The sequence below is a fragment of the Campylobacter concisus genome, assembly GCF_002913545.1.
Lineage (GTDB): Bacteria > Campylobacterota > Campylobacteria > Campylobacterales > Campylobacteraceae > Campylobacter_A > Campylobacter_A concisus_AV.
The window spans coordinates 16,764-42,140 of sequence record NZ_PPBR01000001.1 but is presented as its reverse complement, the minus strand read 5'-3'; the positions used below and the strand labels follow the sequence as shown (position 1 = coordinate 42,140).

At 39.3% G+C, this 25,377-nt stretch carries 26 protein-coding genes; 21 read left to right on the top strand and 5 right to left on the bottom strand.

All coding sequences use genetic code 11. The features are described 5' to 3' along the window. The first annotated feature begins 240 nt into the window (after positions 1-240). The 12 genes from CYP05_RS00205 to CYP05_RS00150 all read left to right on the top strand — a co-directional run bounded on the left by CYP05_RS00205 (position 241) and on the right by CYP05_RS00150 (position 10,740). Positions 241-1,293, top strand: coding sequence for a flagellar basal body P-ring protein FlgI (locus CYP05_RS00205; protein ID WP_002942326.1), 1,053 nt, complete (start codon positions 241-243; stop codon positions 1,291-1,293). Beyond that, a complete protein-coding gene (locus tag CYP05_RS00200; protein WP_002942304.1) occupies positions 1,293-1,592 on the top strand; it encodes a rod-binding protein in 300 nt (99 codons plus the stop codon). The genes CYP05_RS00205 and CYP05_RS00200 overlap by 1 nt, the downstream gene beginning before the upstream one ends. Before the next feature lie 58 nt (positions 1,593-1,650). Continuing rightward, the gene (locus tag CYP05_RS00195) at positions 1,651-1,854 is read left to right on the top strand and encodes a flagellar biosynthesis anti-sigma factor FlgM (protein ID WP_035142939.1); all 204 of its coding nucleotides are present in this window, start codon (positions 1,651-1,653) and stop codon (positions 1,852-1,854) included. Positions 1,855-1,870: 16 nt separating this feature from the next. Beyond that, positions 1,871-2,302, top strand: coding sequence for a flagellar export chaperone FlgN (locus CYP05_RS00190; protein ID WP_012001657.1), 432 nt, complete (start codon positions 1,871-1,873; stop codon positions 2,300-2,302). Between the two features lie 3 nt (positions 2,303-2,305). Continuing rightward, the gene (flgK, locus tag CYP05_RS00185) at positions 2,306-4,177 is read left to right on the top strand and encodes a flagellar hook-associated protein FlgK (protein ID WP_002942291.1); all 1,872 of its coding nucleotides are present in this window, start codon (positions 2,306-2,308) and stop codon (positions 4,175-4,177) included. Next, positions 4,174-4,941, top strand: coding sequence for a TIGR02757 family protein (locus CYP05_RS00180; RefSeq protein WP_103641638.1), 768 nt, complete (start codon positions 4,174-4,176; stop codon positions 4,939-4,941). The genes flgK and CYP05_RS00180 overlap by 4 nt, the downstream gene beginning before the upstream one ends. Before the next feature lie 66 nt (positions 4,942-5,007). Continuing rightward, positions 5,008-5,544 (top strand): superoxide dismutase family protein, encoded by a 537-nt coding sequence (locus CYP05_RS00175; RefSeq protein WP_002942317.1) that lies wholly within the window; start codon positions 5,008-5,010, stop codon positions 5,542-5,544. 145 nt (positions 5,545-5,689) lie between these two features. After that, complete coding sequence (locus tag CYP05_RS00170; RefSeq protein WP_103641637.1) at positions 5,690-6,451, top strand: TSUP family transporter; 762 nt, start codon at positions 5,690-5,692, stop codon at positions 6,449-6,451. Between the two features lie 65 nt (positions 6,452-6,516). Then, entirely contained in the window at positions 6,517-7,200 is a 684-nt protein-coding gene (locus tag CYP05_RS00165; RefSeq protein ID WP_002942300.1) for a F0F1 ATP synthase subunit A, read from the top strand. Between the two features lie 163 nt (positions 7,201-7,363). Further along, positions 7,364-8,785: an Asp-tRNA(Asn)/Glu-tRNA(Gln) amidotransferase subunit GatB gene (gene gatB / locus CYP05_RS00160; RefSeq protein ID WP_103641636.1), complete on the top strand. Its 1,422-nt coding sequence runs from the start codon at positions 7,364-7,366 to the stop codon at positions 8,783-8,785. A gap of 12 nt (positions 8,786-8,797) precedes the next feature. Next, positions 8,798-9,688 carry an NAD(P)H-dependent glycerol-3-phosphate dehydrogenase gene (locus tag CYP05_RS00155; protein WP_103641635.1) on the top strand — a complete coding sequence of 297 codons (891 nt, stop codon included), beginning with the start codon at positions 8,798-8,800 and terminating at the stop codon, positions 9,686-9,688. Then, positions 9,685-10,740: a glycoside hydrolase family 3 N-terminal domain-containing protein gene (locus CYP05_RS00150; protein ID WP_103641634.1), complete on the top strand. Its 1,056-nt coding sequence runs from the start codon at positions 9,685-9,687 to the stop codon at positions 10,738-10,740. Before CYP05_RS00155 ends, CYP05_RS00150 begins: the two co-directional genes overlap by 4 nt. Before the next feature lie 17 nt (positions 10,741-10,757). On the opposite strand, the gene CYP05_RS00145 is transcribed toward CYP05_RS00150, so the two are convergent. Genes CYP05_RS00145 through rarD (CYP05_RS00125) form a run of 5 tightly spaced genes read right to left on the bottom strand, consistent with a single transcriptional unit; the run spans position 10,758 to position 15,914 of the window. After that, positions 10,758-11,951: an McrC family protein gene (locus tag CYP05_RS00145; RefSeq protein ID WP_103641633.1), complete on the bottom strand. Its 1,194-nt coding sequence runs from the start codon at positions 11,949-11,951 to the stop codon at positions 10,758-10,760. Next, positions 11,923-13,671 carry an AAA family ATPase gene (locus tag CYP05_RS10080; protein WP_258031478.1) on the bottom strand — a complete coding sequence of 583 codons (1,749 nt, stop codon included), beginning with the start codon at positions 13,669-13,671 and terminating at the stop codon, positions 11,923-11,925. The genes CYP05_RS00145 and CYP05_RS10080 overlap by 29 nt, the downstream gene beginning before the upstream one ends. A gap of 39 nt (positions 13,672-13,710) precedes the next feature. Further along, a complete protein-coding gene (locus CYP05_RS00135; RefSeq protein WP_103641632.1) occupies positions 13,711-14,163 on the bottom strand; it encodes an aryl-sulfate sulfotransferase in 453 nt (150 codons plus the stop codon). Beyond that, the gene (gene rarD / locus CYP05_RS00130) at positions 14,156-15,010 is read right to left on the bottom strand and encodes an EamA family transporter RarD (protein WP_258031480.1); all 855 of its coding nucleotides are present in this window, start codon (positions 15,008-15,010) and stop codon (positions 14,156-14,158) included. The genes CYP05_RS00135 and rarD (CYP05_RS00130) overlap by 8 nt, the downstream gene beginning before the upstream one ends. Before the next feature lie 16 nt (positions 15,011-15,026). Further along, the gene (gene rarD / locus CYP05_RS00125; RefSeq protein ID WP_103602710.1) at positions 15,027-15,914 is read right to left on the bottom strand and encodes an EamA family transporter RarD; all 888 of its coding nucleotides are present in this window, start codon (positions 15,912-15,914) and stop codon (positions 15,027-15,029) included. 143 nt (positions 15,915-16,057) lie between these two features. Between rarD (CYP05_RS00125) and CYP05_RS00120 the strand changes: the two genes are divergently transcribed. The 9 genes from CYP05_RS00120 to mnmH are packed head-to-tail and all read left to right on the top strand — an operon-like array spanning position 16,058 to position 25,202. Next, positions 16,058-17,398, top strand: coding sequence for a class II 3-deoxy-7-phosphoheptulonate synthase (locus CYP05_RS00120; RefSeq protein WP_103641630.1), 1,341 nt, complete (start codon positions 16,058-16,060; stop codon positions 17,396-17,398). A gap of 24 nt (positions 17,399-17,422) precedes the next feature. Next, positions 17,423-18,385: an NAD(P)/FAD-dependent oxidoreductase gene (locus CYP05_RS00115; RefSeq protein ID WP_103581023.1), complete on the top strand. Its 963-nt coding sequence runs from the start codon at positions 17,423-17,425 to the stop codon at positions 18,383-18,385. Next, on the top strand, positions 18,382-20,634 hold the full coding sequence (locus tag CYP05_RS00110) for a vesicular transport factor Uso1p (protein ID WP_103641629.1): 2,253 nt from the start codon (positions 18,382-18,384) through the stop codon (positions 20,632-20,634). The genes CYP05_RS00115 and CYP05_RS00110 overlap by 4 nt, the downstream gene beginning before the upstream one ends. After that, entirely contained in the window at positions 20,631-21,338 is a 708-nt protein-coding gene (locus tag CYP05_RS00105; protein ID WP_103641628.1) for a tRNA1(Val) (adenine(37)-N6)-methyltransferase, read from the top strand. The genes CYP05_RS00110 and CYP05_RS00105 overlap by 4 nt, the downstream gene beginning before the upstream one ends. Continuing rightward, positions 21,335-21,700, top strand: coding sequence for a YkgJ family cysteine cluster protein (locus CYP05_RS00100; protein ID WP_103571887.1), 366 nt, complete (start codon positions 21,335-21,337; stop codon positions 21,698-21,700). The genes CYP05_RS00105 and CYP05_RS00100 overlap by 4 nt, the downstream gene beginning before the upstream one ends. Then, on the top strand, positions 21,679-22,941 hold the full coding sequence (locus CYP05_RS00095) for a tetratricopeptide repeat protein (protein WP_087582166.1): 1,263 nt from the start codon (positions 21,679-21,681) through the stop codon (positions 22,939-22,941). Before CYP05_RS00100 ends, CYP05_RS00095 begins: the two co-directional genes overlap by 22 nt. Next, positions 22,938-23,723 carry an indole-3-glycerol phosphate synthase TrpC gene (gene trpC / locus CYP05_RS00090; protein WP_103641627.1) on the top strand — a complete coding sequence of 262 codons (786 nt, stop codon included), beginning with the start codon at positions 22,938-22,940 and terminating at the stop codon, positions 23,721-23,723. The genes CYP05_RS00095 and trpC overlap by 4 nt, the downstream gene beginning before the upstream one ends. After that, positions 23,723-24,208, top strand: a complete 486-nt coding sequence (locus tag CYP05_RS00085) for an HIT family protein (RefSeq protein WP_103641640.1) — start codon at positions 23,723-23,725, stop codon at positions 24,206-24,208. Before trpC ends, CYP05_RS00085 begins: the two co-directional genes overlap by 1 nt. Then, the gene (gene mnmH / locus CYP05_RS00080) at positions 24,195-25,202 is read left to right on the top strand and encodes a tRNA 2-selenouridine(34) synthase MnmH (protein ID WP_103641626.1); all 1,008 of its coding nucleotides are present in this window, start codon (positions 24,195-24,197) and stop codon (positions 25,200-25,202) included. Before CYP05_RS00085 ends, mnmH begins: the two co-directional genes overlap by 14 nt. Positions 25,203-25,377: the final 175 nt, after the last annotated feature.

The following is a 25,377-nucleotide window of genomic DNA, read 5'->3' as shown; positions in this document are numbered from 1 at the left end:
GTACTTAATCTATGATATTTTGATAAATGCCTTTGATTGATTTAATTATTTTTAAGATTTTAATAAATTTGTTGTTTTATGTTTTTAATACTATATGAGAAATGCTATAAACTTCTTTATTTTTTTTAAATTATGAAACAAACTATGTATTTATTTTTTTATATTTTTTTATTAAGCCTAAATACTTTTGGAACATCTTTTGCTTTAAAAACCTAAAATAGCTAAATTTTAGGAAAAAATATGAATAAATTTTTATCTTTTGTAGCAGCTTCAGTGATAGCTACTTCAGCCTTTGCTACGCAGATAAAAGAGCTCGCAAATATCGTTGGTGTAAGGGATAATCAGCTAATAGGCTATGGTTTAGTCGTCGGACTAAACGGCACAGGGGACGGCTCAACGTCAAAATTTACGATCCAGTCGCTATCAAACATGCTTCAAGGCGTAAATGTCAAGATAAATCCAGATGATATCAAGTCTAAAAACGCAGCCGCTGTTATGGTGACAGCAAAATTGCCTGCATTTGCAAGGCATGGCGACAAGCTTGATATCGAGATCTCATCTATCGGCGATGCAAAAAGCTTGCAAGGTGGCACCCTTCTTATGACCCCACTAAAAGGCGTTGATGGCGATATCTACGCTTTGGCCCAGGGGCCTCTAAGTATCGGTGGCAAGAGTGCGGGTAGAAGTGGCGGCAATCACCCAACCGTTGGCACTATCTTAAATGGCGCTCTTGTGGAGCGTGAAGTAACTTACGATATCTACAACCAAGATAGCATAAAACTAAGCCTAAAAGATACAAATTTTAAAACCGCTCTTGATATCCAAAATGCCATAAATGCAAACATCTCAGACGATACCGCAAAGGCGATCGATCCAAGAACGGTTATCGTTAAAAAGCCAGATGATGTTAGCATCATCGAGCTTGCAAGCGCTGTGCTTGATCTTGATGTGGAGTATAAGCCAGATGAGAAGATCGTAGTTGATGAGAGAACTGGCACGATAGTTAGCGGTATAAACGCGGTAGTTAGTCCTGTCGTGATAACTCACGGCGCAATTACAATAAAAATAGAGCCAAACAGCTACGAAGAGGCAGCACAAAATGATGTAAATATAGGTAGCGACACCTCGGTGGCTCCTAGTCAAAATTTACTTAAAATTTCAGGCGAGAAAACAACCGTTGCAAACGTCACAAGAGCGCTAAATAAACTTGGTGCAACACCAAGCGATATCATCTCGATACTTGAAAATTTAAAACGAGTTGGCGCGATACAAGTCGATCTGGAGATAATATAATGCAAATAGACAACACCTTAGCACTAAATTCATATAACGACATCTCAGCAAACAAGATAAAAAATGCAAATGCCAAACAAGATGCACTTTTAAAAGAGCAAACTGATGCTTTTGAAGCATTTATGGTAAAAGCTGTTCTTGATATCGCTTTAAAAGAAGATGATAAGAACTCACTCTATCCAAAAGCCGCTGGCAGCGACATTTACAGGTCTATGTATAACGATGCTATGAGCAAAGCTTTGAGTGGAAATTTAGGTTTTTCAGAACTTTTATACGATTTTTTGAAGAGAGACTCTTAAGTAAATTTATATTTTGCCGATGTAGTGATATAAACATTTTATTTTAAGAGGTATGGATATGATAACTCCTTTGAACCAAAGACCAAACTACCAGGCAAATACGCTAAATAAAAATAGCGATGCTAGAGTTGAAAATGAAAACAAAGAAGTAAAAACAAACGAAAACGCAAAGGTAAAAGAGATAGCTGATGCAATAGCAAATGGCACCTATCAGGTAGATATCTCTAAAACAGCAAAAGCTGTGGCTGATGCGTTGCTCTAAATTTAAAGGAATTTAAATGATAAAGAAGCTTTTGGACGAGGCCATAGGCGAGCTAGACGAGCTTATAAATTTAACGATGCAAGATATCGCCAATATAAAAGAGGCGAAGCACTCAAGCGTTGATGAGAGCGTGAAGAAGAAAAATGCTCTCGTGCGTGCTTTTGAAGATACTAAAAGGGCTTTGGATAAAGAGCTATTAAGGGTTTCAAAAGAGAGTGGCACTACGACACTTGCAAATGTTTTAGATGATGAAGTGAAGTCAAAGCTAGTGCTTATGCGTTCAAAGCTTGAAATTTTGCATAAAGTAAATAAAGAATATGCAAGACACGTCGTTGTTGTTAAGGAGTTTTTTGACTCGCTTAGCAAAAAAGTCTTTGGTACTCAGACTAATGAATACGGCCAAGACGGCAGCGGCACAGATAATAATTTTTACAAATCAAGGGTTTAACAAATGGCTAATATCTTTATGTCATTAGGCACAGGCGTTTCAGGGCTAAATGCAGCCCAGGTGCAAATAAGCACAACTGGAAACAACATCACAAACGCCGATAGTAACTACTACACAAGACAGCGTGTGGTCCAGTCAGCATCTCCAGCGATGAACACAGTCCCTGGTGGCGTTGGCACAGGTACGCAAGTAGATACCGTGACAAGGCTTCACGATGAGTTTGCCTACTCAAGACTAAAGTACTCATCGTCAAATTTAGAAAATACAGGCTATAAACAGAGAATTTTACAAGAGGCGACAAAATACTTCCCAGACCTAAAAGATAACGGCATGGTTAAAGATATACAGGAGTATTTTGCTGCGTGGAATAACTTTGCTTCAAATCCAGACGAGGGCGCCCAAAAGGTAAATTTGATAAACAAAGCTAGCGTTTTAACAGCTAGCATCAACCGCTCATCAAAGATGCTTTATGATATGCACACGCAGATAGATGAGACTATAAAGATAAATATAAACGAGATAAACTCACTTGGTAAGCAAATAGCAAATATCAATAAACAAATTCAAAGAGTTGAATCTGGCGCAGACGCTGGCATCAAGATAAATGCAAACGACCTTCGTGACAAGCGCGATGAGCTAGAGCTTGCTATGTCAAAACTGGTAAATACAGCTGTTTATAAAAGCGATTTAAAAAGCGAGTCAAGGATAGATACAGGCATAAGCGATCAAGGAAGATACTACAACCTAAATATCGGCGGTGTGAGCATCGTTGATGGTGTAAATTTTCATGAAATTTCTATGAGCTCAACCGAGAGCGGGCAATACACAAAAATTTATTATGAAAGAGAAGATGGCAGACGCATCCCCATGGAGGAGAAGATCACAAATGGCAAGATAGGCGCCGCACTTGATCTTAGAGGTCGCAACTACGAGCCAGACAATGATAAATTTAGCGATGGTATCATCCAAAAATATATCGACAATCTAAATACATTTTCAAAAACTTTAATAACTAGCACAAACAACGTCTATGCCGAGTCTGCGGTTGAAATTTCAAACTCAGATCCGATCAGCTACCTAGAAAACGACAAGACGCTGATGAACCACGATAACAGCATAAGAAATGGCAGTTTTGATGCTATAGTTTATGACAACAAAGGTAACGTCGTAGCCAAAAAGACCATCGAGATAAACGGTACAACGACGATGAATGATACAAAATACGGCAACTCTGTTGTGCAGGATTTTAACTCAAATTCGGACGATAACAACGACAACAACATGCTAAATGACGTCGATGACTTCTTTGAGGCGTCTTATTTTTATGATAAAAACACGCATCAAGGCACATTTGCGCTCATACCAAAGCAAGCTCAAGGGCTTTATAGCATCTCAATAGTCGATCATGGCACAAATTTCCCAGGTGTTGTTGGTATCAACAGATTTTTTTCTGGCACAAACTCAAATACAATAGGCATCAATCAAAATTTCACCCAAGATCATACAAAGCTTCGTGCCTACTCTAAGCCAGTCGTGGGAAACAACGAAGTTGCAAACAAGATGATACAGCTTCAGTACCAAAAGCAGACATTTTACTCAAGTGGCACTGCGCTTGATAGAGATGAGACGATTGAGGGATATTACCGCTATTTTACGACCGATATGGCGAGCGATACCGAGGCGAACAACACTATCCACGACACAAATACATCTTTGCAAAGGACTGCTGAAGAGGAATTTCAATCAACAAGCGGCGTAGATACCAACGAAGAGCTTACAAACTTGATCCGCTTTCAAGCAAGCTACGGCGCAGCAGCAAAGATCATCACGACCGTTGATCAGATGCTTGACACCCTTCTTTCACTAAAACAATGAGCGAACTAAAGAACCTTTTAGACGCACACGTACTTAGTAAAAATACAAATTCGGGGCTATTTGACGCCCCGGACCCACTTCAAGTAGCCACTAAATTTAAAGAGCCAAACATAGCGCTCATTTGCGCGTTATTTGCTTATGGCAACGCAAAAATGATAGTGAAATTTCTAAATTCGCTTGAATTTAGTCTGCTTGATGAGAGCGAGCAAAATATCAAGAAAAATCTGTCAAATTTCAAATACCGCTTTCAAAATGAAAATGACGTAAAAGAAATTTTTATCACGCTTTCACGCCTGAAAAAAGAGGCTAACATAGAAGAAATCTTGCGCCAAGGTCTTGCAAAAAACGGCGAGATGATAGAGGGCGTAAATGAGCTTATTAAATTTATTTATGGGCTAAATTCTTACCGCTCGGACGGATATGAGTTTTTCTTTGGCAAGAGCTTTAGTAAAGAGCCACAAAGTCCATATAAGCGCTATAACATGTATCTTCGCTGGATGGTGCGAGATAGCGACATCGACCTTGGACTATTTAAAAATTTGCCAAAAGATAGACTTTTGATGCCACTTGACGTGCATACACATAGGGTTTCGTTAAATTTAGGACTTATAAATAGAAAGAGTTACGACTTCAAAGCGGTTATGGAGCTTACAAAAAAACTTAGAGAATTTGACGAGCTAGATCCGATAAAATACGACTTTGCGCTTTATAGGATAGGGCAGAGCAAAGAGCTAGAAACTATCGTAAAAAATCTCAAAAAATAAAAATTATTGCTAAATTTCTAAATTTAGGATAGACTTACCATACAATTTTATCCATAAGGAGCTTGTATGAAAAAAATCGTTTTACTAAGTGCAGTTTTAGGAACTTTGCTTTTTGCTCACGAGGGTCATCACTTTGATCCAAAGGCTGGCGAACATCTAGTCATACCTGTTAATGAGCTAAGCGAAAAGGGCGATAAGAGCGTTGGCGAAGTAGTAGCTGTTAAGACAAACTACGGCGTTGCGTTTTTTCCAAATTTAAAAGGTCTTCCTGCGGGACTTCATGGCTTTCACGTTCATCAAAATGCTGATTGTGGCGCGACTGAAAAAGGTCTTGGTATGAAAGCAGGCGGTCACTGGGATCCAGCTGAGACAAAGATGCACTCATTTGCATGGGATGATAAGGGTCACAAAGGCGATCTACCAGCGCTTTACGTAGATGCTGAGGGCAATGCAAACTACCCAGTGCTAGCTCCAAAGATAAAAAATCTTGACGAGCTAAAAGGTCACTCACTAATGGTTCACGTAGGTGGCGACAACCACAGCGACCAGCCAAAAGCACTTGGCGGTGGTGGCGCTAGAATGCTTTGCGGCGTTATTAAGTAATAAAGCCTCACAAAAAGCCTTTAAATTTATATGTTTAAAGGCTTTTTTAAATTTTTGCGCTCAAATTTAACCCCCGTTTCTAAGATGAAATTTCAAAATTTTAAACTACAATCCGCTTTTTAACTTAAATTTACAAAGAACAAAAATGGAATTTGACCTACTTAGCTACACTGTCTTTTTTGTCGCCGCGTTTTTGGGCGGTTTTATCGATGCGATCGCAGGAGGCGGTGGACTGATAACTTTGCCAGCCATCATGGCTATGGGCGTACCACCTCATCTTGCCCTTGGCACAAACAAGCTTCAAGGCGTATTTGGCAGCTTCACGGCAACGCTAAATTTCACTAAAAAAGGGCTGATTAATTACAAAGAGTGCTTTATTGGCATAGTTTTTACATTTATTGGAGCCCTCATCGGCGCAACGCTTATCTTATTTTTAAATGCAAATTTCTTAAAAATAATCATCCCATTTTTGCTAATCGCCATCTTCATCTACACGCTTTTTGTGCCAAAAATAGGCGAGAACGACAGGGCTGCAAAGATGAACGAGAGGCTATTTTACGTCGTTTTTGGACTAATTCTTGGCTTTTATGATGGCTTTTTTGGCCCAGGAGCAGGCTCGTTTTGGATGTTTGCGATGGTGGCTTTAATTGGGCTAAATTTAAAAAAGGCGGTCGCTCACACGAAAGCTTTAAATTTCACCAGCAACATCGTAGCACTTGGCGTTTTTATAGCAGGCGGGCAGATACTTTGGCTAGTTGGCTTTTTGATGGCTGTGGGGCAAATTTTAGGAGCATATTTTGGCTCAAATTTAGTCATCAAAAAAGAGGTTAAATTTATTAGAACGATGTTTTTAATAGTTGTTGCAGCGACTATTTGCAAACTGCTTTTTGACTACTTCAAGGCTTAAAATTAAAAATGTTTTAACAATAATTTTGTTACAATCACGCAAAATTCTAAATCTAAGGTAAATCAATGAAAGATTTGTTTCTATTCTCAAATTTGCTAAACCATTCACATGCCTTTGTCTATGCGTTTCACTTTTGCCTTGTAGCTTTGATCATCCTTATCGTTGCTTACATCGCAAGGAGTAAAATGCAGCTTGTGCCAAGAGGCCTTCAAAACATAGTTGAGGCTTATTTAGAGGGCGTTATCTCTATGGGCAAGGATACTTTAGGTAGCGAAAAGCTAGCTAGAAAATACCTCCCACTTGTCGCAACTATCGGCTTTATCGTATTTTTCTCAAACGTCATCGGCATCATCCCTGGCTTTGAGTCACCAAGCTCAAGCTTAAATTTAACTCTAGTTTTGGCTTTGGTTGTATTTATTTACTACAACTTTGAGGGCATTAGAGAAAATGGCTTTTTCAAATACTTTGGACACTTCATGGGACCAAACAAATTTCTAGCTCCTATAATGTTTCCAGTCGAAGTCATCTCACATCTTTCACGTGTAGTTTCGCTATCTTTCCGTCTTTTTGGTAACATCAAGGGCGATGACTTGTTCTTACTTGCGATGCTTACACTTGCGCCTTGGTTTGCTCCACTTCCAGCCTTTGCACTTCTAACACTTATGGCTGTTTTGCAAACATTTATTTTCATGATGCTAACTTACGTTTATCTAGCTGGTGCAGTCGCTATTAGCGAGCACGAGCATTAAAATTTAAAGCCATATTTTTATATGGCTTTTCTCTTTTAAATTTATTCTCCAAAAACATTTTTAACCTATATAAATAGATCGCTAAAGCTCCCCTTTAGATATTTTAAAAGAAAGTATCGCTAAAATACGCACTAAAAATTTGCATAAATTTAAAGGTAAAAATATGTTTGAAGTCGTTATCGGTTTAGAAGTCCATACCCAGCTTAATACAAAAACTAAAATTTTCTGCTCTTGCTCGACTAGCTTTGGCGACGAGGCGAACACTCACGTTTGTCCGACTTGCCTAGCTCTGCCTGGAGCGCTACCTGTGCTAAACAAAGAGGCTGTCAAAAAGGCGATCAGCTTTGGCACAGCGATAAACGCTAAGATAAATAAAAAATCAGTCTTTAATAGAAAAAACTACTTCTACCCAGACCTTCCAAAGGCATATCAAATTTCACAGTTTGAGATACCTATCGTTGAAGGCGGCGAGCTCATCATCGACGTAAACGGCACTAAAAAACGCATCGGCGTAACAAGAGCGCACCTTGAAGAGGACGCTGGCAAGAACATCCACGAAGAAAACGAGAGCCTAGTTGATCTAAATAGGGCCGGCACGCCGCTTCTTGAGATAGTTAGTGAGCCAGACCTTAGAAGTAGCGACGAGGCGGTGGCTTATCTTAAAAAACTGCACTCAATCCTTCGCTTTTTAAACATCAGCGACGCAAATATGCAAGAAGGTAGCTTCCGCTGCGACGCAAACGTCTCTATCCGTCCAAAAGGTGACACAAAGCTTTACACAAGGGTTGAGATAAAGAACTTAAACTCATTTAAATTTATCCAAAAGGCGATCGACTACGAGGTAGAGCGCCAAAGTGCAGCGTGGGAAGATGGCAAATATGACGAAGAGGTCTATCAAGAGACAAGGCTGTTTGACACGACAAATTTAGTGACAAGATCAATGCGTGGCAAAGAGGATAGCGCGGAGTATAGGTACTTTCCTGACCCTGACTTGCTCCCTGTTGAAGTGCCAGAAGAGATGTATAACGAAGCGATTAAAATTCCAGAGCTTGCCGAGCAAAAGGTCGCAAGATATGTTAGCGAGCTAGGTGTAAAAGAGAGCGATGCACTAAATTTAACCCAAAGCGTTGAGATGGCTAGATATTTTGAAGAGCTGATCGCCGCTGGAATTCAACCAAAGCTTGCTACTACATGGCTCATAGTCGAGCTTCTTGGCCGTTTAAATAACGGCGTAACGATCGAGACAAGCCCAGTTAGCAGCGCCAAGATGATAAATTTACTAAAACGCATAGAAGATGGCACGATAAGCGGCAAAGCCGCAAAAGAGGTGCTAGACTATCTAATGGAGCATGACGCGGACGTCGATAGCGTCATCGAAAAGCTTGGCTTGAAGCAAGTGAGCGACGACTCAGCGATCATCGCAATTATAGATCAAATTTTAGCTGCAAACGCCGACAAAGTCGAAGAGTATAAAAGCGGCAAAGATAAGATGTTTGGCTTCTTTGTCGGTCAGGTGATGAAAGAGGGCAAGGGTGCCTTTAACCCAAGCAAGGTCAATGAGCTTTTAAAGGCCAAAATAGGCTAAAAAAGGGCTAAAATGAGCATAGCAGTCATCGGAGCTGGCAAGTGGGGCAGTGCGCTTTTTCACGCATTTAGTGAAAATAACGAGTGCGTCATCAGCTCAAGAACGCCAAGAGAGATGCCAAATTTTGTAAGCTTAGATGAAGCTTTGGAGTGCGAATATCTAGTCTGCACGATCCCAACGCAAGCTACAAATTTATGGCTAAAACAAAACTACAAAAACAAATGTCAAAAGATCCTAGTCGCCAGCAAAGGCATAGATACGGCAAATCTCAAATTTTTAAATGAAATTTACGAGGATTTTGTTGATAGAGAAAATTTGGCATTTCTTTCTGGGCCAACATTTGCAAAAGAGATCATGCAAAAGCTGCCTTGCGCCTTGGTGGTAAATTCTAAAAATCAAAATTTAGCTTCAAAATTTGCCTCATTTTTCCCAAGCTATATGAAAGCCTACACTTCTGATGACGTGATCGGTGCTGAGGTGTGTGGAGCCTATAAAAACGTGATCGCCATAGCTGGCGGTATCTGCGATGGCCTTGGTCTTGGCAACAACGCAAGAGCTAGCCTCATTTCGAGGGGGCTTGTCGAGATGGCTAGATTTGGCAAATTTTTTGGCGCAAAAGATGAGACTTTTATGGGGCCAAGTGGCGCAGGGGACCTGTTTTTAACCGCTTCATCGATACTTTCGCGCAACTACCGCGTAGGTCTTGGTATCGCAAGGCACGAGAGACTAGAGAAAATTTTAAATGAGCTTGGCGAGGTGGCAGAGGGCGTGGATACTGCAAGGGCTATTAGCAAGATCGCTAAAGAAAAGGGCATATATGTGCCCATAGCTAGTGAGGTTGAAAATATGCTAAATGGCAAAGACGTTTTTGAGAGCGTTAAATCGCTTTTGGGAAGAAGATGAGAGCTTTTAAATTTATACTTTTTGTGGCTATTTTTGCTCTGGGGCTAAACGGCGCAGAGGTGAGCCTAAGAGCCAAGGTCTCACAGATGATAATGGTTGGCTTTAACGGAGCTAGCACAAAAGACGCTGCGTTTCGTGCGATGTTAAGCGACGCTGGATACGAGAGATTTGGCGGAGTGATGCTACTTGGCAGAAATGTCACCAGCAAAGCCCAGCTAAAAGCTAGCATAAAAGCGATCAAAGAGAAAAGTCCTAAAATTTTCATCGCTATCGACGAAGAGGGCGGCAACGTAAGCCGTATGAAGGATAAGAGCTTTGATGGTCCATATCCTAGCGCATACGAGGTCGCAAGCACGCTTGATATCAAAAGCGCTTATGATCTTTACTCAAAAATGGCTATAAATTTAAAAGAGTGCGGCATAAATTTAAATTTTGCCCCAGTGGTCGATCTGCATGATGAAAACTCACCGATCATCGCCGCTAAGCAAAGGGCATTTAGCGAGTATGCAAGCAAGGTTGTGATCTACGCTGATGCTTTTATGGATGCATTTAAAGAGCAGGGCATCTTAACGACACTTAAGCACTTCCCAGGACATGGTAGCTCAAAAGAGGACTCACATAAAAATAAGAGCGAGGTCATGCTAAGTAAAGACGCGCTACTGCCATACAAAGACGCCATAAGCACGGGTAGAGCGCAGATCATCATGGTCGGACACCTTTTTGTAAAGGGTATCGACGAGAACAATCCAGCCACACTTTCTAAAAAAATAATAACCGACCTCTTGCGAAATGAGCTTAAATTTAATGGTATAGTTATCAGTGATGATATGCTGATGAAAGGCGTTGGTGACGAAGCTTTAGCGCAAAAGGTGGTGAAATTTATAAACGCTGGTGGCGACATCTTGCTCTTTAGCGAGTTTAAGATAAATAACCAAAGAACGGCTGATCTAGTAACTCAGATCATAATTGATGCTGTAAATGAGAAAAAGATCAGCAAAGAGCGAATCGACGCTTCATATAATAGGATAATGGCTCTAAAGGCGAAGCTGTAAATTTGATTTTTAGAAAGTTAGATTAGTAAATTTGTGTTATTTTCGTCTTTTTCAAGATCAAAATATAAAATTTCAAGTAGCATTTCATCGTCGTATCTAAATTTCATAGTTTTTTGTCTTATGTCATCTATTTTTGGATAGATGAGGTGTAGCTTGCCGTCGCACGGATGCTTTTTACCGTAAGCATATAGCTGGTATAGGTCAGCTTGTGAAATATCATCTCTTGAACTTACGATCTTCCATTTTGTGTCGGCTATAAATTTGTCTTTTAAAAATATATCAGGTCTTAGTTTAAAACTCTTTGGATCTTCAACGAGGTGTTTTTCTGAGTGTTGTAATATTGTGCCTGGAAAGCTTTTCTTTATAAAATTTCCAACATAGCTTTCAAAGAGTGCATTCATATCAAATAGCAAGGCAAGGGCTAGATCATCGCCCTTGTGTGGTGTAAAAGAGTTGCCAAGCAAAAAGATCTTGCACCATAAAAGAGTTTGCTCATAGTGCTTTACTTGGCGGTTTATGACAAGCTTTGCAAAGAAATTTTTATAATCCTCACACTCTGAAACCTCATCAAATATAAACAAAAGCTCGCGTATTTTTTGCTGATTTTTACTAGAATTTGACTTTTTGTATAGAAATTTAAGAGTTGTTTTTATGATCCTATTTATCTTTATGTCGCTTAAAAATTCGTTGTATTCTACGTAAAATCGCTCTTTGTGGATGCTATTTATTTTTATCTGCTCGTTTATGTTTAGCTTTCCTTTTAGGAAATTTAGGTTCTCTTCTAGCGCCACATAGTCGCTTTTTATCCCCTTTTTTACAAGAGCTTCAAGCTCGCATAAAAACATAGAGATGAAAATTTCCAAAAGCGGTAAATTTTGCGTTTTTAAACTGGCTAAATTTGAGCTTTTAAATGGGAAATTTTTTAGCGCCCTTAGCATTTTTATAAAAACCGCTTTCGATCTTTCGGCGTCGTTTTTGTCTGCTATTTTTGGCAAAATCTCTATCGTTAAGCCACTTTTTGTCTGCAAGACGCCGACATAGTTTCTGGCCTGTATAAATTTCCCGCCAACCCCGCTTGCTATCCTTAAAAACGGTGCATTTTCATCGCTATTTTTAAGGATAAAATTTTCTATATCTTTAAAGTCTTTTTTGTATATATCGTGCTGATATATACGCTCGAACTCAGTTAGCGTTATCTGACTTTGTTGCATTTTTATAAATTTCTATGTAGCTTTGCGGATTATTAAAGGCTTCGCTATTTATCTCGTATAAAATCTTATCGTCTATATAGTCGATTTTTCCTATAAATAGTCTTTCTGCTGCCATATTTCTCTTGATTTTAACAAGCTGTAAATTTTCATCTTTTTGACTATCGCCTAAAACAAGCCTAATCTTCTCCCAGTCGTCGTAAAAATACTCTTGTAGTAGTGGTAAAATTTTGTTTTTAAAGACATTTGCAAGTGTTTTTAAGTCTGACACATTTATGAAATAAGCATGCCCTATTGTGTGATCTCTATCGTAAAGATACTCTATGCGCTCATTTATCGTTTTTAGCATTTCTCCTACATTGATGCCTTCAATGATTGTTTCATTTAGCGTGTCGTATTCTGGCATCATCTCCACAAACTCAAACCTTCTTCTAAGAGCCGTATCCATAAGAGCTATGCTGCGATCCGCTGTATTCATCGTGCCTATTATGTATAAATTTGACGGCACTCCAAATTTCTCTTTTGAGTATGGCAGCTCGACCATTATCTCATCATCTGCCCCTAGCCTTTTTGATGGCTCTATAAGAGTTATGAGCTCACCAAAAATTTTAGAGATATTTCCGCGGTTTATCTCGTCGATAAAGATGGCATATTTTGGTGTGTTTTCATTAAAAAACTTTTGTCGCTCATATTTTGGCATATCGCAAAAATCCCTAAGTTTGCCTTTGTAATCACTAAGAAGTAAAGCATTTTCGCAGCACTGATAAAAAATTCCTTTTGATATCTCATAAGTTATATCGCCATCTTCGTTTTCACTATTAAATATAGGCTTTATACCTTCAACAAATTCCTCATATCCATAGCTTTGGTGAAATGTTATAAATTTAAAATTTTCTTTAGTGTAGCTTGTGCCTACCTTTTTATCTTTTATCTCTTTGTATTTTTCATAAAGCTCTATGGCCTCAGGACACTCATCATTAAGTATTTTTATATCTACATGCCATTCGCTTTTCTCATTTTTCTCGAAGATAAAAGGCGCTCGTCTTTCTTGTGTTTTTACATATTCACAATCCATTTTTGTATGAAATAACAAATCTGATGATATTGTTTGTATTGGTGTTTTTGAACCTGATCTTATTGATTTTAATTTAAATAAAATGTGATTTACTATGCCGTTATTTAGTTTAAGCCAACCGCCATTAGTGTTTGAGATAGCCGCATCATACAGTATGGCTGCTGCCACTTGATACCAAGTGTAGTTTTCTATTTTTAACATTTCATATAGCGCGTCAGTGTCACCACTTGATTTTACATTGAGATTTTGAGTAAATTTATCCATGGTCTTTGAAAGCTTATATGTCTTTCCAGTTCCTGGAGGACCATATAAAATTTGATTTAGTGAGAAATTTATTTGTCTCTTTTGTATTTCTTTGTTTGTTGTTGGCATTGTCTCTACTTTACCTTTTTTAAAATCTCTATAATAATTTAGTGCACGCATATACTTATTAAAAGTTTGTTCGTTTCTACCCGTTTTTGTAAATTCTTGTTCTAAATATTTTATATCCGCATTATCATAGTCAGTAAATGAATAAATTTTATTATCTTCTAAAAAACTAATGAAGTTTTTTAAGTAAGAATGATAGGCTTTAACAGAGCTATTCTCCATATATTTATTCTTATCGCAGTAGTCCTGAAAACCATCGTAATCTATAAATTCAAACACGCTTACTCCTTTAATTTTTAAAATTTACCAAAGCCACTCTCACAACCCATCAAATTCTTTTTTTAGTTCGTCCCTTAGCTCTTCAGCTCTATCTTCGCCGTTTTTTAAATTTACCTTTACAAAGCCATCGATCTCGTCTAAAATTTCAACAAGTTCGCTCTCCCAGTTTGCATTTTCTTGTTTCAAAAGTGCCTCTAGCTTATCTCTTGTCTGCTCGAGCTGATCAAGAGCTTTGTCCTTGTCGCTAGCCTCGTTTAGCGCATCTTCAAATAGTATGTCTTGCCTTAGAGCATTTATCTTTTTTAAGATGACATTGCAAAATTTAGGGTATTTCTCAGCGTTGCTTAAATTTTCTAAAACCTCTTGCACAGCCTTTTGATAGGCAGGCACCGCCCCCTCATCGTCAAGCTTTTTGGTTAGTTTTTGTATCTGAAAATATAAAATAAGCGCTGCAAAAAATGCAAGCAGCAAATAGATCGTTACGCTATTCATTTTTACTCCTTTTTCTAAATTTATCCACGCTAATTATCGCTAAAGCCAGCCAGATCATACAAAATGAGACGACTTTGTAGCCATCTAAAATTTCGCCATAAATGAAGACCGCGCAAAGGATCGCAATGGTTGGTGAGATGTATTGCAAGTATCCGATCGTCGTTAAATTTATCCTTGTCGTAGCTGCGTTAAATGCGACAAGTGGCACGATGGTTACGATGCTTGAAGCGATCATTAAAAGTGAGTCTTTATTTAGTCCAAAGTGGCTTTGCGAGTGAAAAACCAGCCATAAAACGTAGCCAAGCACAAATGGAAACATAAAAAATGTTTCGATAAAAAGCCCATTAAATGCGCTAATCTTCGCCATCTTTCTAACCACCGCGTAAAATCCAAACGAAAGTGGCAAGATGATAGATACAAGTGGCAGGCCACCTTTGGCGTAAATTTGCACGCAAACGGCTGCGATGACGATGCAAATGGCTATGGCGCTAGCTTTGCTTAGGCGCTCTTTAAAGATGATGACGCCAAGGAGCATGCTTATCAAGGGGTTTATAAAATATCCCAAACTCGTATCTAGAATTTTGCCGCTACCCACCGCATAGACATAAACGCCCCAGTTTATGGTGATAAAAATACCGCTTAAAAATAGAGCCTTTAGCGAGCGGATATCTTTAAGAAGCGCAAAAATTTCGCCCATTTTGCCATTAATGCAAAGCACTGCCGCCATCAAGAAAAATGACCAGATGATCCTGTGAGCTAAAATTTCATAAGCATCGACATCTTTGCTAAATAGGTTGAAATAAACCGCCAAAAACCCCCACATAAAAAAGGCGCTAAGCGCTAAAATAACGCCTTTTTGGCTCTCATTTAGTCTTGGTATTTTTGTCGCCTTTTATGGAATTTATACTATCTATCATCAAAAGTGTGACCGAGATGGCTAGGCAGATCATCAAAAAGTATGAGCTTTTCTCCAGTCTCTCACCGATGGCAAATGAGACAAAAAGCATCATTATAGGCTCAAAATATGTAAGCAGACCTAGCACGTTTATCGGCACGAGCGTGCTTGAGAGGATCTGGGCGATGAGGGCTATGCCGCTGATAGCACCAAGCAAGATGAGCAGATAGTAGATGTTTGGATTTTGGCTCATTACGTAGTCCATATCGGCTGTGAGCGCAAAATAAAATGAGAATAAAAACATAAAAATTATCTCTATAACAAAGCTTGAGAAATTTGCAAGGTTGTAGTACTTTCTAATGGTAAAATAGACTGGATAAAGGCAAAAAACTACAGCGCTCTCCCACGAGATGCCACCACTAATGACTGCTGTGCTAAAGACGCCAATGGCAGCGAAAAAGATCGATGCTAGCTTTGTTTTTGAGAGGTGCTCTTTGAAAAATATCCGTCCAAAAAGGACCATGACTATTGGCATGATGAGGTAGCCGATAGAGACTTTTAGCGCTGCGCCATTGCTTGGTGCCCAAAGATAGAGCCACATCTGAAATGAGACGATGAGCGAGGTAGCTAATAAAATGAGCAAAATTTTAGGTTTTAGCTTTATTTTTAGAAGTAAAAATTTGAAATTTCGCTGCTGTTTTAACAAAAAAATGGCGGCGATGACAAAAGGCATGGCAAAGATCATGCGGTATCCAATAAGAGCTTGCGTGCTGATGGGGTTCATGAGCACTGACATGTAGTAAATGCAGTTAAATAAAACTGATGCCAAAAGCGAATAAAAAATGCCTTTTATCATGAAAAAAATCTTCTCTTTTTCTGGGTAAATTTAAAGTAGCGATTGTATGTAAAATATCTTTAATAACCCATTAATGGCTTTTATTTTTTAAGTTTTGCGTGATATAATCAGCGCTAAATTAAGGAAAAAGATAGGAAAAATTTATGACTTGGAACAGAGATAGTTGGAGAGAATTTAACATCTTGCAACAACCAACTTATCCAAATTTAAAAGAGCTAAAAGAGGCTGAAGAAAAACTAAAAGCGCTTCCGCCTTTGGTATTTGCTGGCGAGGCTAGAAGTCTTAAAAATGAGCTTGCAAAAGTTTGCAACGGCGAGGCCTTTTTGCTTCAAGGTGGCGACTGCGCTGAGAGCTTTACAAATTTTAATGCAAACAACATCAGAGATATGTTTAAGGTCCTGCTTCAAATGGCGATAGTTTTAACCTTTGGTGGTGGCTGTCCAGTGGTCAAAGTAGGCCGCGTAGCAGGGCAGTTTGCAAAGCCTAGAAGTAGTGATTATGAAGAGGTAAATGGCGTTAAGTTACCAAGCTATAGAGGTGACATCATAAATGGCTTTGAATTTGATGAAAAGGCTAGAGTTGCCGACCCAAAACGCATGATAGAGGCCTACTATCAAAGCGCTTCTACGATGAACTTACTAAGAGCCTTTTCAAGAGGAGGTTTGGCTGACCTTCATCAGGTGCATAAGTGGAATTTAGGCTTTGTTAAAAAGCCAGAGATCGGTGAGAAATACGCAAAACTAGCTGACGATCTAACAAAAACTCTATCTTTCATGGCAGCTTGTGGCATCACTTCGGCAAATACCCCAGCGATAAATCAAACAGCAGTCTATACATCTCACGAGGCACTGCTTTTGCCTTATGAAGAGGCGCTAACTAGGATTGATAGCCTTAGTGGCGAGTGGTATGACTGCTCGGCTCACATGCTTTGGATAGGCGAGAGAACACGCGGTATAAAAGATGCTCACGTGCATTTTTTAAGTGGTGTGAAAAATCCTATCGGTGTAAAGATCGGACCAAGCGCAAAGGCAGAAGACGTCGTCGCGCTTGCAAATAAGCTAAATCCAGAAAATGAAGCTGGCAGACTAAATGTGATAATCAGAATGGGCGCTGACAAGATCGGCGAAAATTTACCAAAAATTTTAAGAGAGCTAAAGCGTGAGGGGTTAAATATCGTTTATAGCATCGATCCGATGCATGGCAACACCGTTAAGACCTCAAACAACTACAAAACTCGTGAATTTAGTAAAATTTTAAGCGAGGTTAGAAGCTTTTTTGAAATTCATAAAGCTGAGGGCACAAGAGCAGGTGGCGTGCATCTTGAGATGACTGGCAAAGATGTGACAGAGTGCACTGGTGGCGCGCTAAACATCACTGAAAGCTCGCTAAAAGAGAGATATGAGACGCAGTGTGATCCAAGACTAAATGCTGATCAGGCACTTGAACTTGCATTTTTGATGGCTGATCTAGTTAAAAAAGCTTAAAATTTATAAAATTTGGAGAAAAATATGGCAAATATTTATGATCTAATAGTAGTTGGCGGCGGACCTTGTGGTATAGCTAGCGTAGTAGAGGCTAAAAGAAATGGCTTAAGTAATGTTTTGCTCCTTGAAAAAGGCGACAACCACAGCCAAACGATCAGAAAATTTTATAAAGACAATAAGCGCGTAGATAAAGAGTATAAAGGGCAAGATAGCACGATCCATGGGCTAGTTTCGTTTGAAGACGGCACAAAAGAGAGCACGCTTGATTATTTTGACAAGCTACTTGACTCTGAGAATATCGAGGCTTTTTTTAACTCTGAGGTTGAAAGCGTGAAAAAAGATGGAGAAATTTTTAAAGTAACTACCTCAAAAGCTGTCTATGAAGCCAAAAACGTGATGGTCTCTATCGGCAAAATGGGGCGACCAAACAAACCTGACTATAAGATACCGCCATCACTAAATTCAGTTGTAAATTTTAACCTTGATAACTGCACAAACGGCGAAAAAGTGCTAGTTGTGGGCGGTGGCAACTCTGCAGTTGAGTATGCTATCGAGCTTTGTCAGTATAACAAAACGACGATCGCTTACAGAAAAGATAAATTTAGCCGTGTAAATGAGACAAATTTAAGCGCACTTTGGGAGCTTGAGAAGCACAATAAGATAAAAGTAAGGCTAAATCACGATATAACCGAGATCGATAATGAATCAGGCAAGGTAAGAGTGCATTATGAAAATGGCAAAATCCGTGTCTATGACAGGGTTGTCTATGCGATCGGTGGCTCAAGTCCGGTTGATTTTTTACAAAAATGTCAGATAAAAACTGATGAAAAAGGCACTCCGATAGTTGATAGCAATTACCAAAGTAGCGTGCCAGGACTATATGTGGGAGGCGACATCGTTTTAAAAAATGGTGGCTCGATCGTAGTCGGACTAAATCACGCTCATAGCGTCATCAAAGATATCTTAAAAGGCAAGGCACAAGCTTGATAAATAAAATCGCACTAGCTATTGTTTGTCTGATAGCTGGCTTTTCTCTCTCGTTTTTGAAATTTCAAAAAGAGGACGAGACGCCAAAAGATACTAATCAAACGATTTACTCTATAAATTTTGATGATCTCCCAGAAGAAGAGAAGCAAAGATATGTAAGCAAAGATGATCTTTACGAGTATGGCGGCTACATCACGCCAAAGAGCTACATGCAAAATTTTGTTGATGATAAGGATCTAAATTTATCAAACAATGTAAATGAGCTTCAAGAGCAAGTGCGCGAGCTAAGCAAGAAAAATGAAATTTTAGCCGCTGATAATGTCGATATGAGCGAGAAAAATTTAGACTTCATAAGCAAAATTTCAGAGATGAAAAGAAATATCGAAAATGAAAAAAACGAGATAGTTGAAAAAAATCAAAAGGCTCTTGGTGAGCTTGAGGCGCAACACTTTGAAAATATCCAAGCTTTGACAAAGCGCCTAAATGAAGCGCAAGCTGATATGATAGAGAGCTCAAAGGCCTACGAGAAAAAGATAATCGACCTTGAAAATGCGATAAATGACGCTAGAAATGGCGATGAGAGCAAACTTAAAGATGCCAAGGCCAGCTTTAATAAATTTAAAGAGAGTTTTGAGGCAAACTACACCGCTTTAAAAGAGCAAAATAACGAGCTAAATGCGACACTTGCGCAAAAAGAAGCTCTTATAAAAGAGTATGAAAAAGCTCAAAGTGAAAAAGATAGAGGCGAGAAAAAAGAAATTTTGCTTTTAAAAGAGGAGATCGAGCGAGTTAAAAATGACGCCGACACTCAAAAATTTAGTTATGAAAAAGAGATAAATGCGCTAAATGATGGCTTTGAGACGCAAAAGAGCGTTATGGAGGATGAGCTTTCTAAAAAGGCAAATAAGATAATTGATCTGCAGGAGGCTCTTGAGTCAAACAAGACTGCGCTAAAAGATAGAATTTACGAGCTTGAAGAGATCAAGAAAAACCTAAACTCAAAAGATCTAATGGCGCAAAGCTATAATGGCAAAAATTTAGAGCTAAATGCCTCGCTTGCGGCACTTCATAAGAGTTTTGACGATCTAAAACAAAAGAGTTTAAAAAGCGAGCAAGAGAATAAGCTTGCAAATGAAAATATAAGCTCGCTTAAAAAAGAGCTTGAGGGGACAAATGCTCTAAATAAAAAGCTTGAAAAGCAAAATTTAGACGCAAACTCAACTCTAAATGAGCTAAGCAAAAAGCTAAGTTTGAGCGAAGAGAGTTTTAAAAAGAGCCAAGAAGAGCTAAAAGCGCTTGATACGAAGACAACTAAATTTATAAAAACGCTATTTGATCAAAACCAAACCATCTCTTTGCAGTCGCAAAAACTTGGCTCAAACGAGGGTGAGCTAAAGAATTTAAGCGCAAAGCTTGATCTAAAAGATGCGAAGATAAAAGAGCTTGAAGAAAATGTCACAAAGACAAGTCAGATGCTCCTCGCCAAGCAAAGCGAGCTAGAAACTCAAAAAAGAACGCTAAAGATCGATATGCAAAACTATGAAATTTTGCGCCAGCAGATAAATATGCTACAAAAAAAGATAGTTGATACCTCAACATTTTTAACTGATAACAACAAAAGTGGCGGCAAAAATTTACTAAGCTTGCAAAATGAACTAGAAAACGCAAAGCAAAAGCTAAACGAGAGCAACAAGACGATCGAACGGCTAAACTCAAAGATAAGTGAGCTAAGCTCGAGCGGTCATAAAGGTGGAGCCGTAAATGCCCAGATCATCGAACTTCAAAAAGATATCGAGCAAAATTTAAACAGACAAGACGAGCTTGAAAATGAAAATGTAAATTTAAAAAATATCTTACAAGCTACGACAAAGCCTGAGACCCCAACAAAGCTCGTCCTCATCTCTAGCATCGAGTGCGACGATATGGACTCAAAGGACAAAGTGAGCATAATGTGCAAAAACAGAGTGAGCGAGTTTTTGCAGAGATTTAACTCAAACTATATGTATGAGATCATCCCGATCGTGGATAAGAAAAATTTTGTCATCCCATCAAATGTCGCTCAAAATATCAAAAAAGATGACCTCGGCAAGCTAAATAACTACGTAAATTACGGCGTTGGTAAAGAGCGTGCAAAGGCAGCGGCTGAGCTTATAAAAGAGGAATTTGGCGACTTTGCAAGGATCAGCTTTAGCTCCGAAGTGATCGTAAAAGATGTGACGCGCGGCTTTATCATCAAGGTTTATAGATGATCTTAGCCCAGCTTGAAAATGGCTATCGCTACAACAGCGATACGCTCGTTCTTTATGATTTTATTTGCGCGAGTGTAGGTGAAGTTTCTGGCAGAGTTTTGGACGTTGGAGCAGGGTGTGGGATACTTGGACTTTTGCTTAAGCGTGATTTTCAAAAGATAGATCTAAGCATGCTTGATCTTTTGGAGCTAAATAGCGAAATTTCTAGCTTTAACGCAAAGAGCAACTGCTTAGAGGCTAGAGCTGTAACGGCTGATTTTGCAAATTTTAAAGATAGCGAGAAATTTGATCTGATCATCTCAAATCCACCTTTTTATCATGACGGTGTTACAAAAAGCCAAAATGAGCACATAAAAGTTAGTAGATACGCAAGCTCGCTAAATTTAAAGGATTTTATAAGAGGCATAAGCGTAAATTTAAAGCCACATAAAAGGGCGTTTTTTTGCTATGCACCAGATGATCTTAGCGAGATAGCGGCTTGCTTAAAAGAGTATAAACTAAATTTGGTGAGCTTAAAATTTATCCATACCAAAAAGGATAAGCCAGCAAATTTGGCTTTACTTGAAGTGCGAAACAACTCAAACTCAAAGCTAAAAGTCCTGCCGCCTCTTGTGATGAGCGAGGATGGCTCACACACGAAAGAGGCAAGTGAGATCTTTAAAAAAGCAGATACAAACAGCATCTCTTACAAGGAGATAGCGTGAGGGCTGATGGTTTTAGCTATGAGTTTGATCCTAGCTTTTGCGAGAGTTGCGGAGGCAAATGCTGCACTGGCGAGAGCGGCTACATCTGGATAGATGAGGGTGAAATTTTAAAATTTTGCGCCGCTTTTGATATGCCAAAAGATGAGTTTGAGAGCAAATTTCTAATAAAAGTGGGCGTAAGGCGAAGCATCAAAGAAAAGCCTTATGATGACGGTTTTGCTTGCATATTTTTTGATGAGAAAAATAAAAACTGCTCGGTTTATGAGTTAAGACCTAAGCAGTGTAGGACATTTCCGTTTTGGGATTATTTTAAAAAAAATTTAAAGGAGCTAAGAGCAGAATGCATTGGCGTAAAATTTTAATAATTTTTATAAGCGTATTTTTTAGCACGCATCTGCTTGCAGATGATAACAAAAGTGTAAATTTACGCCTAATGCAAGCTCTCATCTCGCAAGATAGTGGCGATGTAAATGCTAGCATCCAGACCTATCTTGGGCTTTTTAAAGAGACAAATCAAAAGACCTATCTAAAAGAGGCGATCAAGCTAGCCTTTGCTACAAAAAATGAAAATTTAGATAGCCTCATGGCTGAGGGCGAGAAGAGCTTAAAAGATGATAGCGATTTTATCAGAATCAAGGTCGCAAATTTAGTCAATCTCTCTAAACTAAACGAGGCAAAAGAGCTGATGCAAGAGCTTGCCACAAAAGAGCCAAACGCTCAAAATTTGCTCATGCTTGGCACTATTTGTATGATGCAAAATGATACGGTAACGGCGCTAAAATACTTTGAAGAGGCATACTCGCTAAAGCCTGAAGAGGAGAATTTACTCCGCATCGTTGATATACTTTTAAACCGCATGGATAATGTAAATGATGCGACAAAATACCTCGAGAAATTCCGCGAGGAGCAGGGCTGCACTCAAAAGACATGCGAGCTTTTGGCTGAAATTTACTCTCAGCAAAGAAATTTCCCAAAGGTGATCGAGCTTTTTGAAGAGATCTACGACATCACTCACGACACCTCTTATCTTGACAAGATTGTGCAGTATTTTGTCTATGCCAAAAATTACAAAGCGGCTATTGAAATTTTGAAAAAATATGGCTACAACGACGCCACACTTATGGATCTTTACGCTGCTACTGGAAATTTTGGTGATGCATACGTTTTGGCGGTTAAAATTTATAACGATAGCAGGGATCTAAATTTCTTAGCAAAGGCCGCCATCTACGAGTATGAGATGAACAAAGATAGCCTGGATGAAAAGAAGATCACTGATATCTTAGATAAATTTGAAGCTAGCGTGCCAAAGCTTAATAACGATATGTTTTTTAACTACTACGGCTACTTGCTCATTGATCACGAGATAGACCCTAGAAAGGGTGTGGAGATGGTGCAAAAAGCACTTGAGATCTCGCCAGACTCGCCTTACTACGAGGACTCGCTAGCGTGGGGGTACTTCAAGCTTGGCGAGTGCAAAAAGGCAAAGGGCATAATGAGTCACGCGATGAAAGATGTTGATTTTAGGACTTCAAAAGAGGCAAAAGAGCACCTGCATCTAATCGAGCGCTGCATAATAAATTTAAACAAAAGGCTTAAAAAATGATACTTGATGAGATCATAAAAAAGACAAAAGAGGACCTAGAAAAACGCAAGGCCGACTATCCACAAGAGTGGCTAGGTCGCTCGCTCGCATACAACCCATACGTGCCAAGAGACGTTTTGGGCGCACTTAGATCAAGCAAAGATGAGCCCATAAAGATCATAGCCGAGATAAAAAAAGCAAGCCCAAGCAAGGGCGTGATAAGAGAGGACTTCGAGCCGATCAAGATCGCTCAGGAGTACGAGCAGTACGCAAATGCCTTTAGTATCCTAACAGAGCCTCACTGGTTTAAGGGCGACATAGAATACATCACGCAAGTTCGCCGCTACGCCTCAAAGCCTATCCTGCGAAAAGACTTTATCGTTGATAAGTATCAAATTTTAGAAGCGCTTGTTTATGGAGCGGACTTTATCCTGCTCATCGCCAAAGCGCTAACTCAAGGCGAGCTAAAAGAGCTACTTGAGTACGCGCACCACTTGGGGCTTGAGGTCTTAGTAGAGACCCATGACGCGAGTGATGTGAAAAAGGCGGTCTTTGCAGGAGCAAATATAATAGGGATAAATCATAGAAATTTAGATGATTTTACGATGGATATGAGCCTTTGCGAGAAGCTCGTGCCACTTTTGCCAAACGGCAAGATAATAATTGCTGAAAGCGGTCTTTACGAGCATGAGCAGCTTCGCGAGCTAAACAAGATCGGAGTTGATGCCTTCTTGATAGGAGAGCATTTCATGAGGCAAGATGATATAAAAAATGCCGTTAAAAAGATAAAGGAGGGCGAGTGATGCAGCACCTTTGTGCCCCTTGGAGAAGCGAGTATTTCAGCGCAAAAAAAGATAGTTGCGTCTTTTGCGAGATCATAAATTCAAAAGATGACGACGAGAAAAATGGCGTGCTTTTTCGTGCTAAGCACTGCTTTGGGATCATGAATTTATACCCGTATTCGCCAGGTCATTTTATGATCATACCAAACCACCACACCGACAAGATCGAGGAGCTTGACGAGCAGACTTGGTTTGAGATGAGTAAATTTGTAAGGCTTGGGGTTGAAATTTTAAAGCGCGAGCTTCACGCGCAAGGCGTAAATATCGGTATGAATTTAGGCAAGGCAGCAGGCGCTGGCATAGCTGAGCACGTGCATTATCACCTTGTGCCAAGGTGGAGCGGGGATACAAATTTCATCACAACGATCGCCGATGTCAGGGTAAATGGCACGCCGTTTCATCCGCTTTATCAAAAGTTAAAAAAGGCTTTTAGTGGCGTTATTTGAGATTGATATCGATCGATGGCTTGAAAAAAGAGGCGAGTTTGAAGTCCTGATAGACGCTAGATCGCCGCATGAGTATGCCTACTCGCATATAAAAGATGCTCTAAATTTATACGCACTTGATGACGCTGAGCACAAAGAGGTAGGCACGATCTACAAAAGCGACAGAGCCCTAGCCAAGAGCCTTGGAGCAAAATATATCTGCAAAAATTTACAAAGTATCATAGATGAGGTCTATAAAAGGGCTAAGGTTGGCTCAGCAGTTGGCATCTACTGCGCAAAGGGCGGACTTAGATCAAGCTCGGTTGCCTATGTGCTAAGCATGATCGGATATAGAATTTATAGACTAAATGGCGGCTACAAGGCTTATAGAAATCACGTTTTGGAGTTTTTAGAGCGTCCTTTAAGCACGAAATTTATCACTCTTTTTGGCAACACTGGCTGCTATAAAAGTAAGCTGATAAGGGCACTCTCGCCGTCAATCGACCTTGAAGCGATGGCAAATCACCTAGGATCCGTTTTTGGCGCGATAAATGGCGCACAGCCTAGCCAAAAAAGCTTTGAAGATGCGCTCTTTGAAAAGCTCATCACACTAAAAGATCAAATTTGCTTTATCGAGGGTGAGAGCAGAAGGATCGGCTCGCTAACACTTCCAAAAAGTCTTTATGAGGCGATGCGTTGTGGCATCTGTGTTGAGGTTAGCGCAAGTTTAGAAAATAGAATTTCTTGCATCACAAGCGACTATAAAAGCGTTGATAAAGCTTTTTTTGATGAGTGCATAAAGAAAATTTCACCCTTTATCGACAAAGAGGCCAGAGATGAGGCGGTGGCTAAATTTAACGAAAACGACATCGCCAAAGTGGCTGAAATTTTACTCACAAAATACTACGACAAGGTCTATAAGAAAAATGAAAACATTGATGTTTTTGTAAGTTCTGACGACTTTGAAGAGGCTGTAAAAAAGCTAAATTTGATAAGAGCTGAGGCTAAATTTTAAATCCTTTTGACACATTGTTTGGGGTAAAATTTATCTACAAATTTAAATATGCTCTCTTTTGCTAGGTCAAATTTACTTTTAAATTTAATATAGATCGATTTTTTTGCACTTAAAAAAAGCTTATTTTAAGGCGATTTTTATACTTCGACATAAATTTCTTGCTATTTTTGTGAAA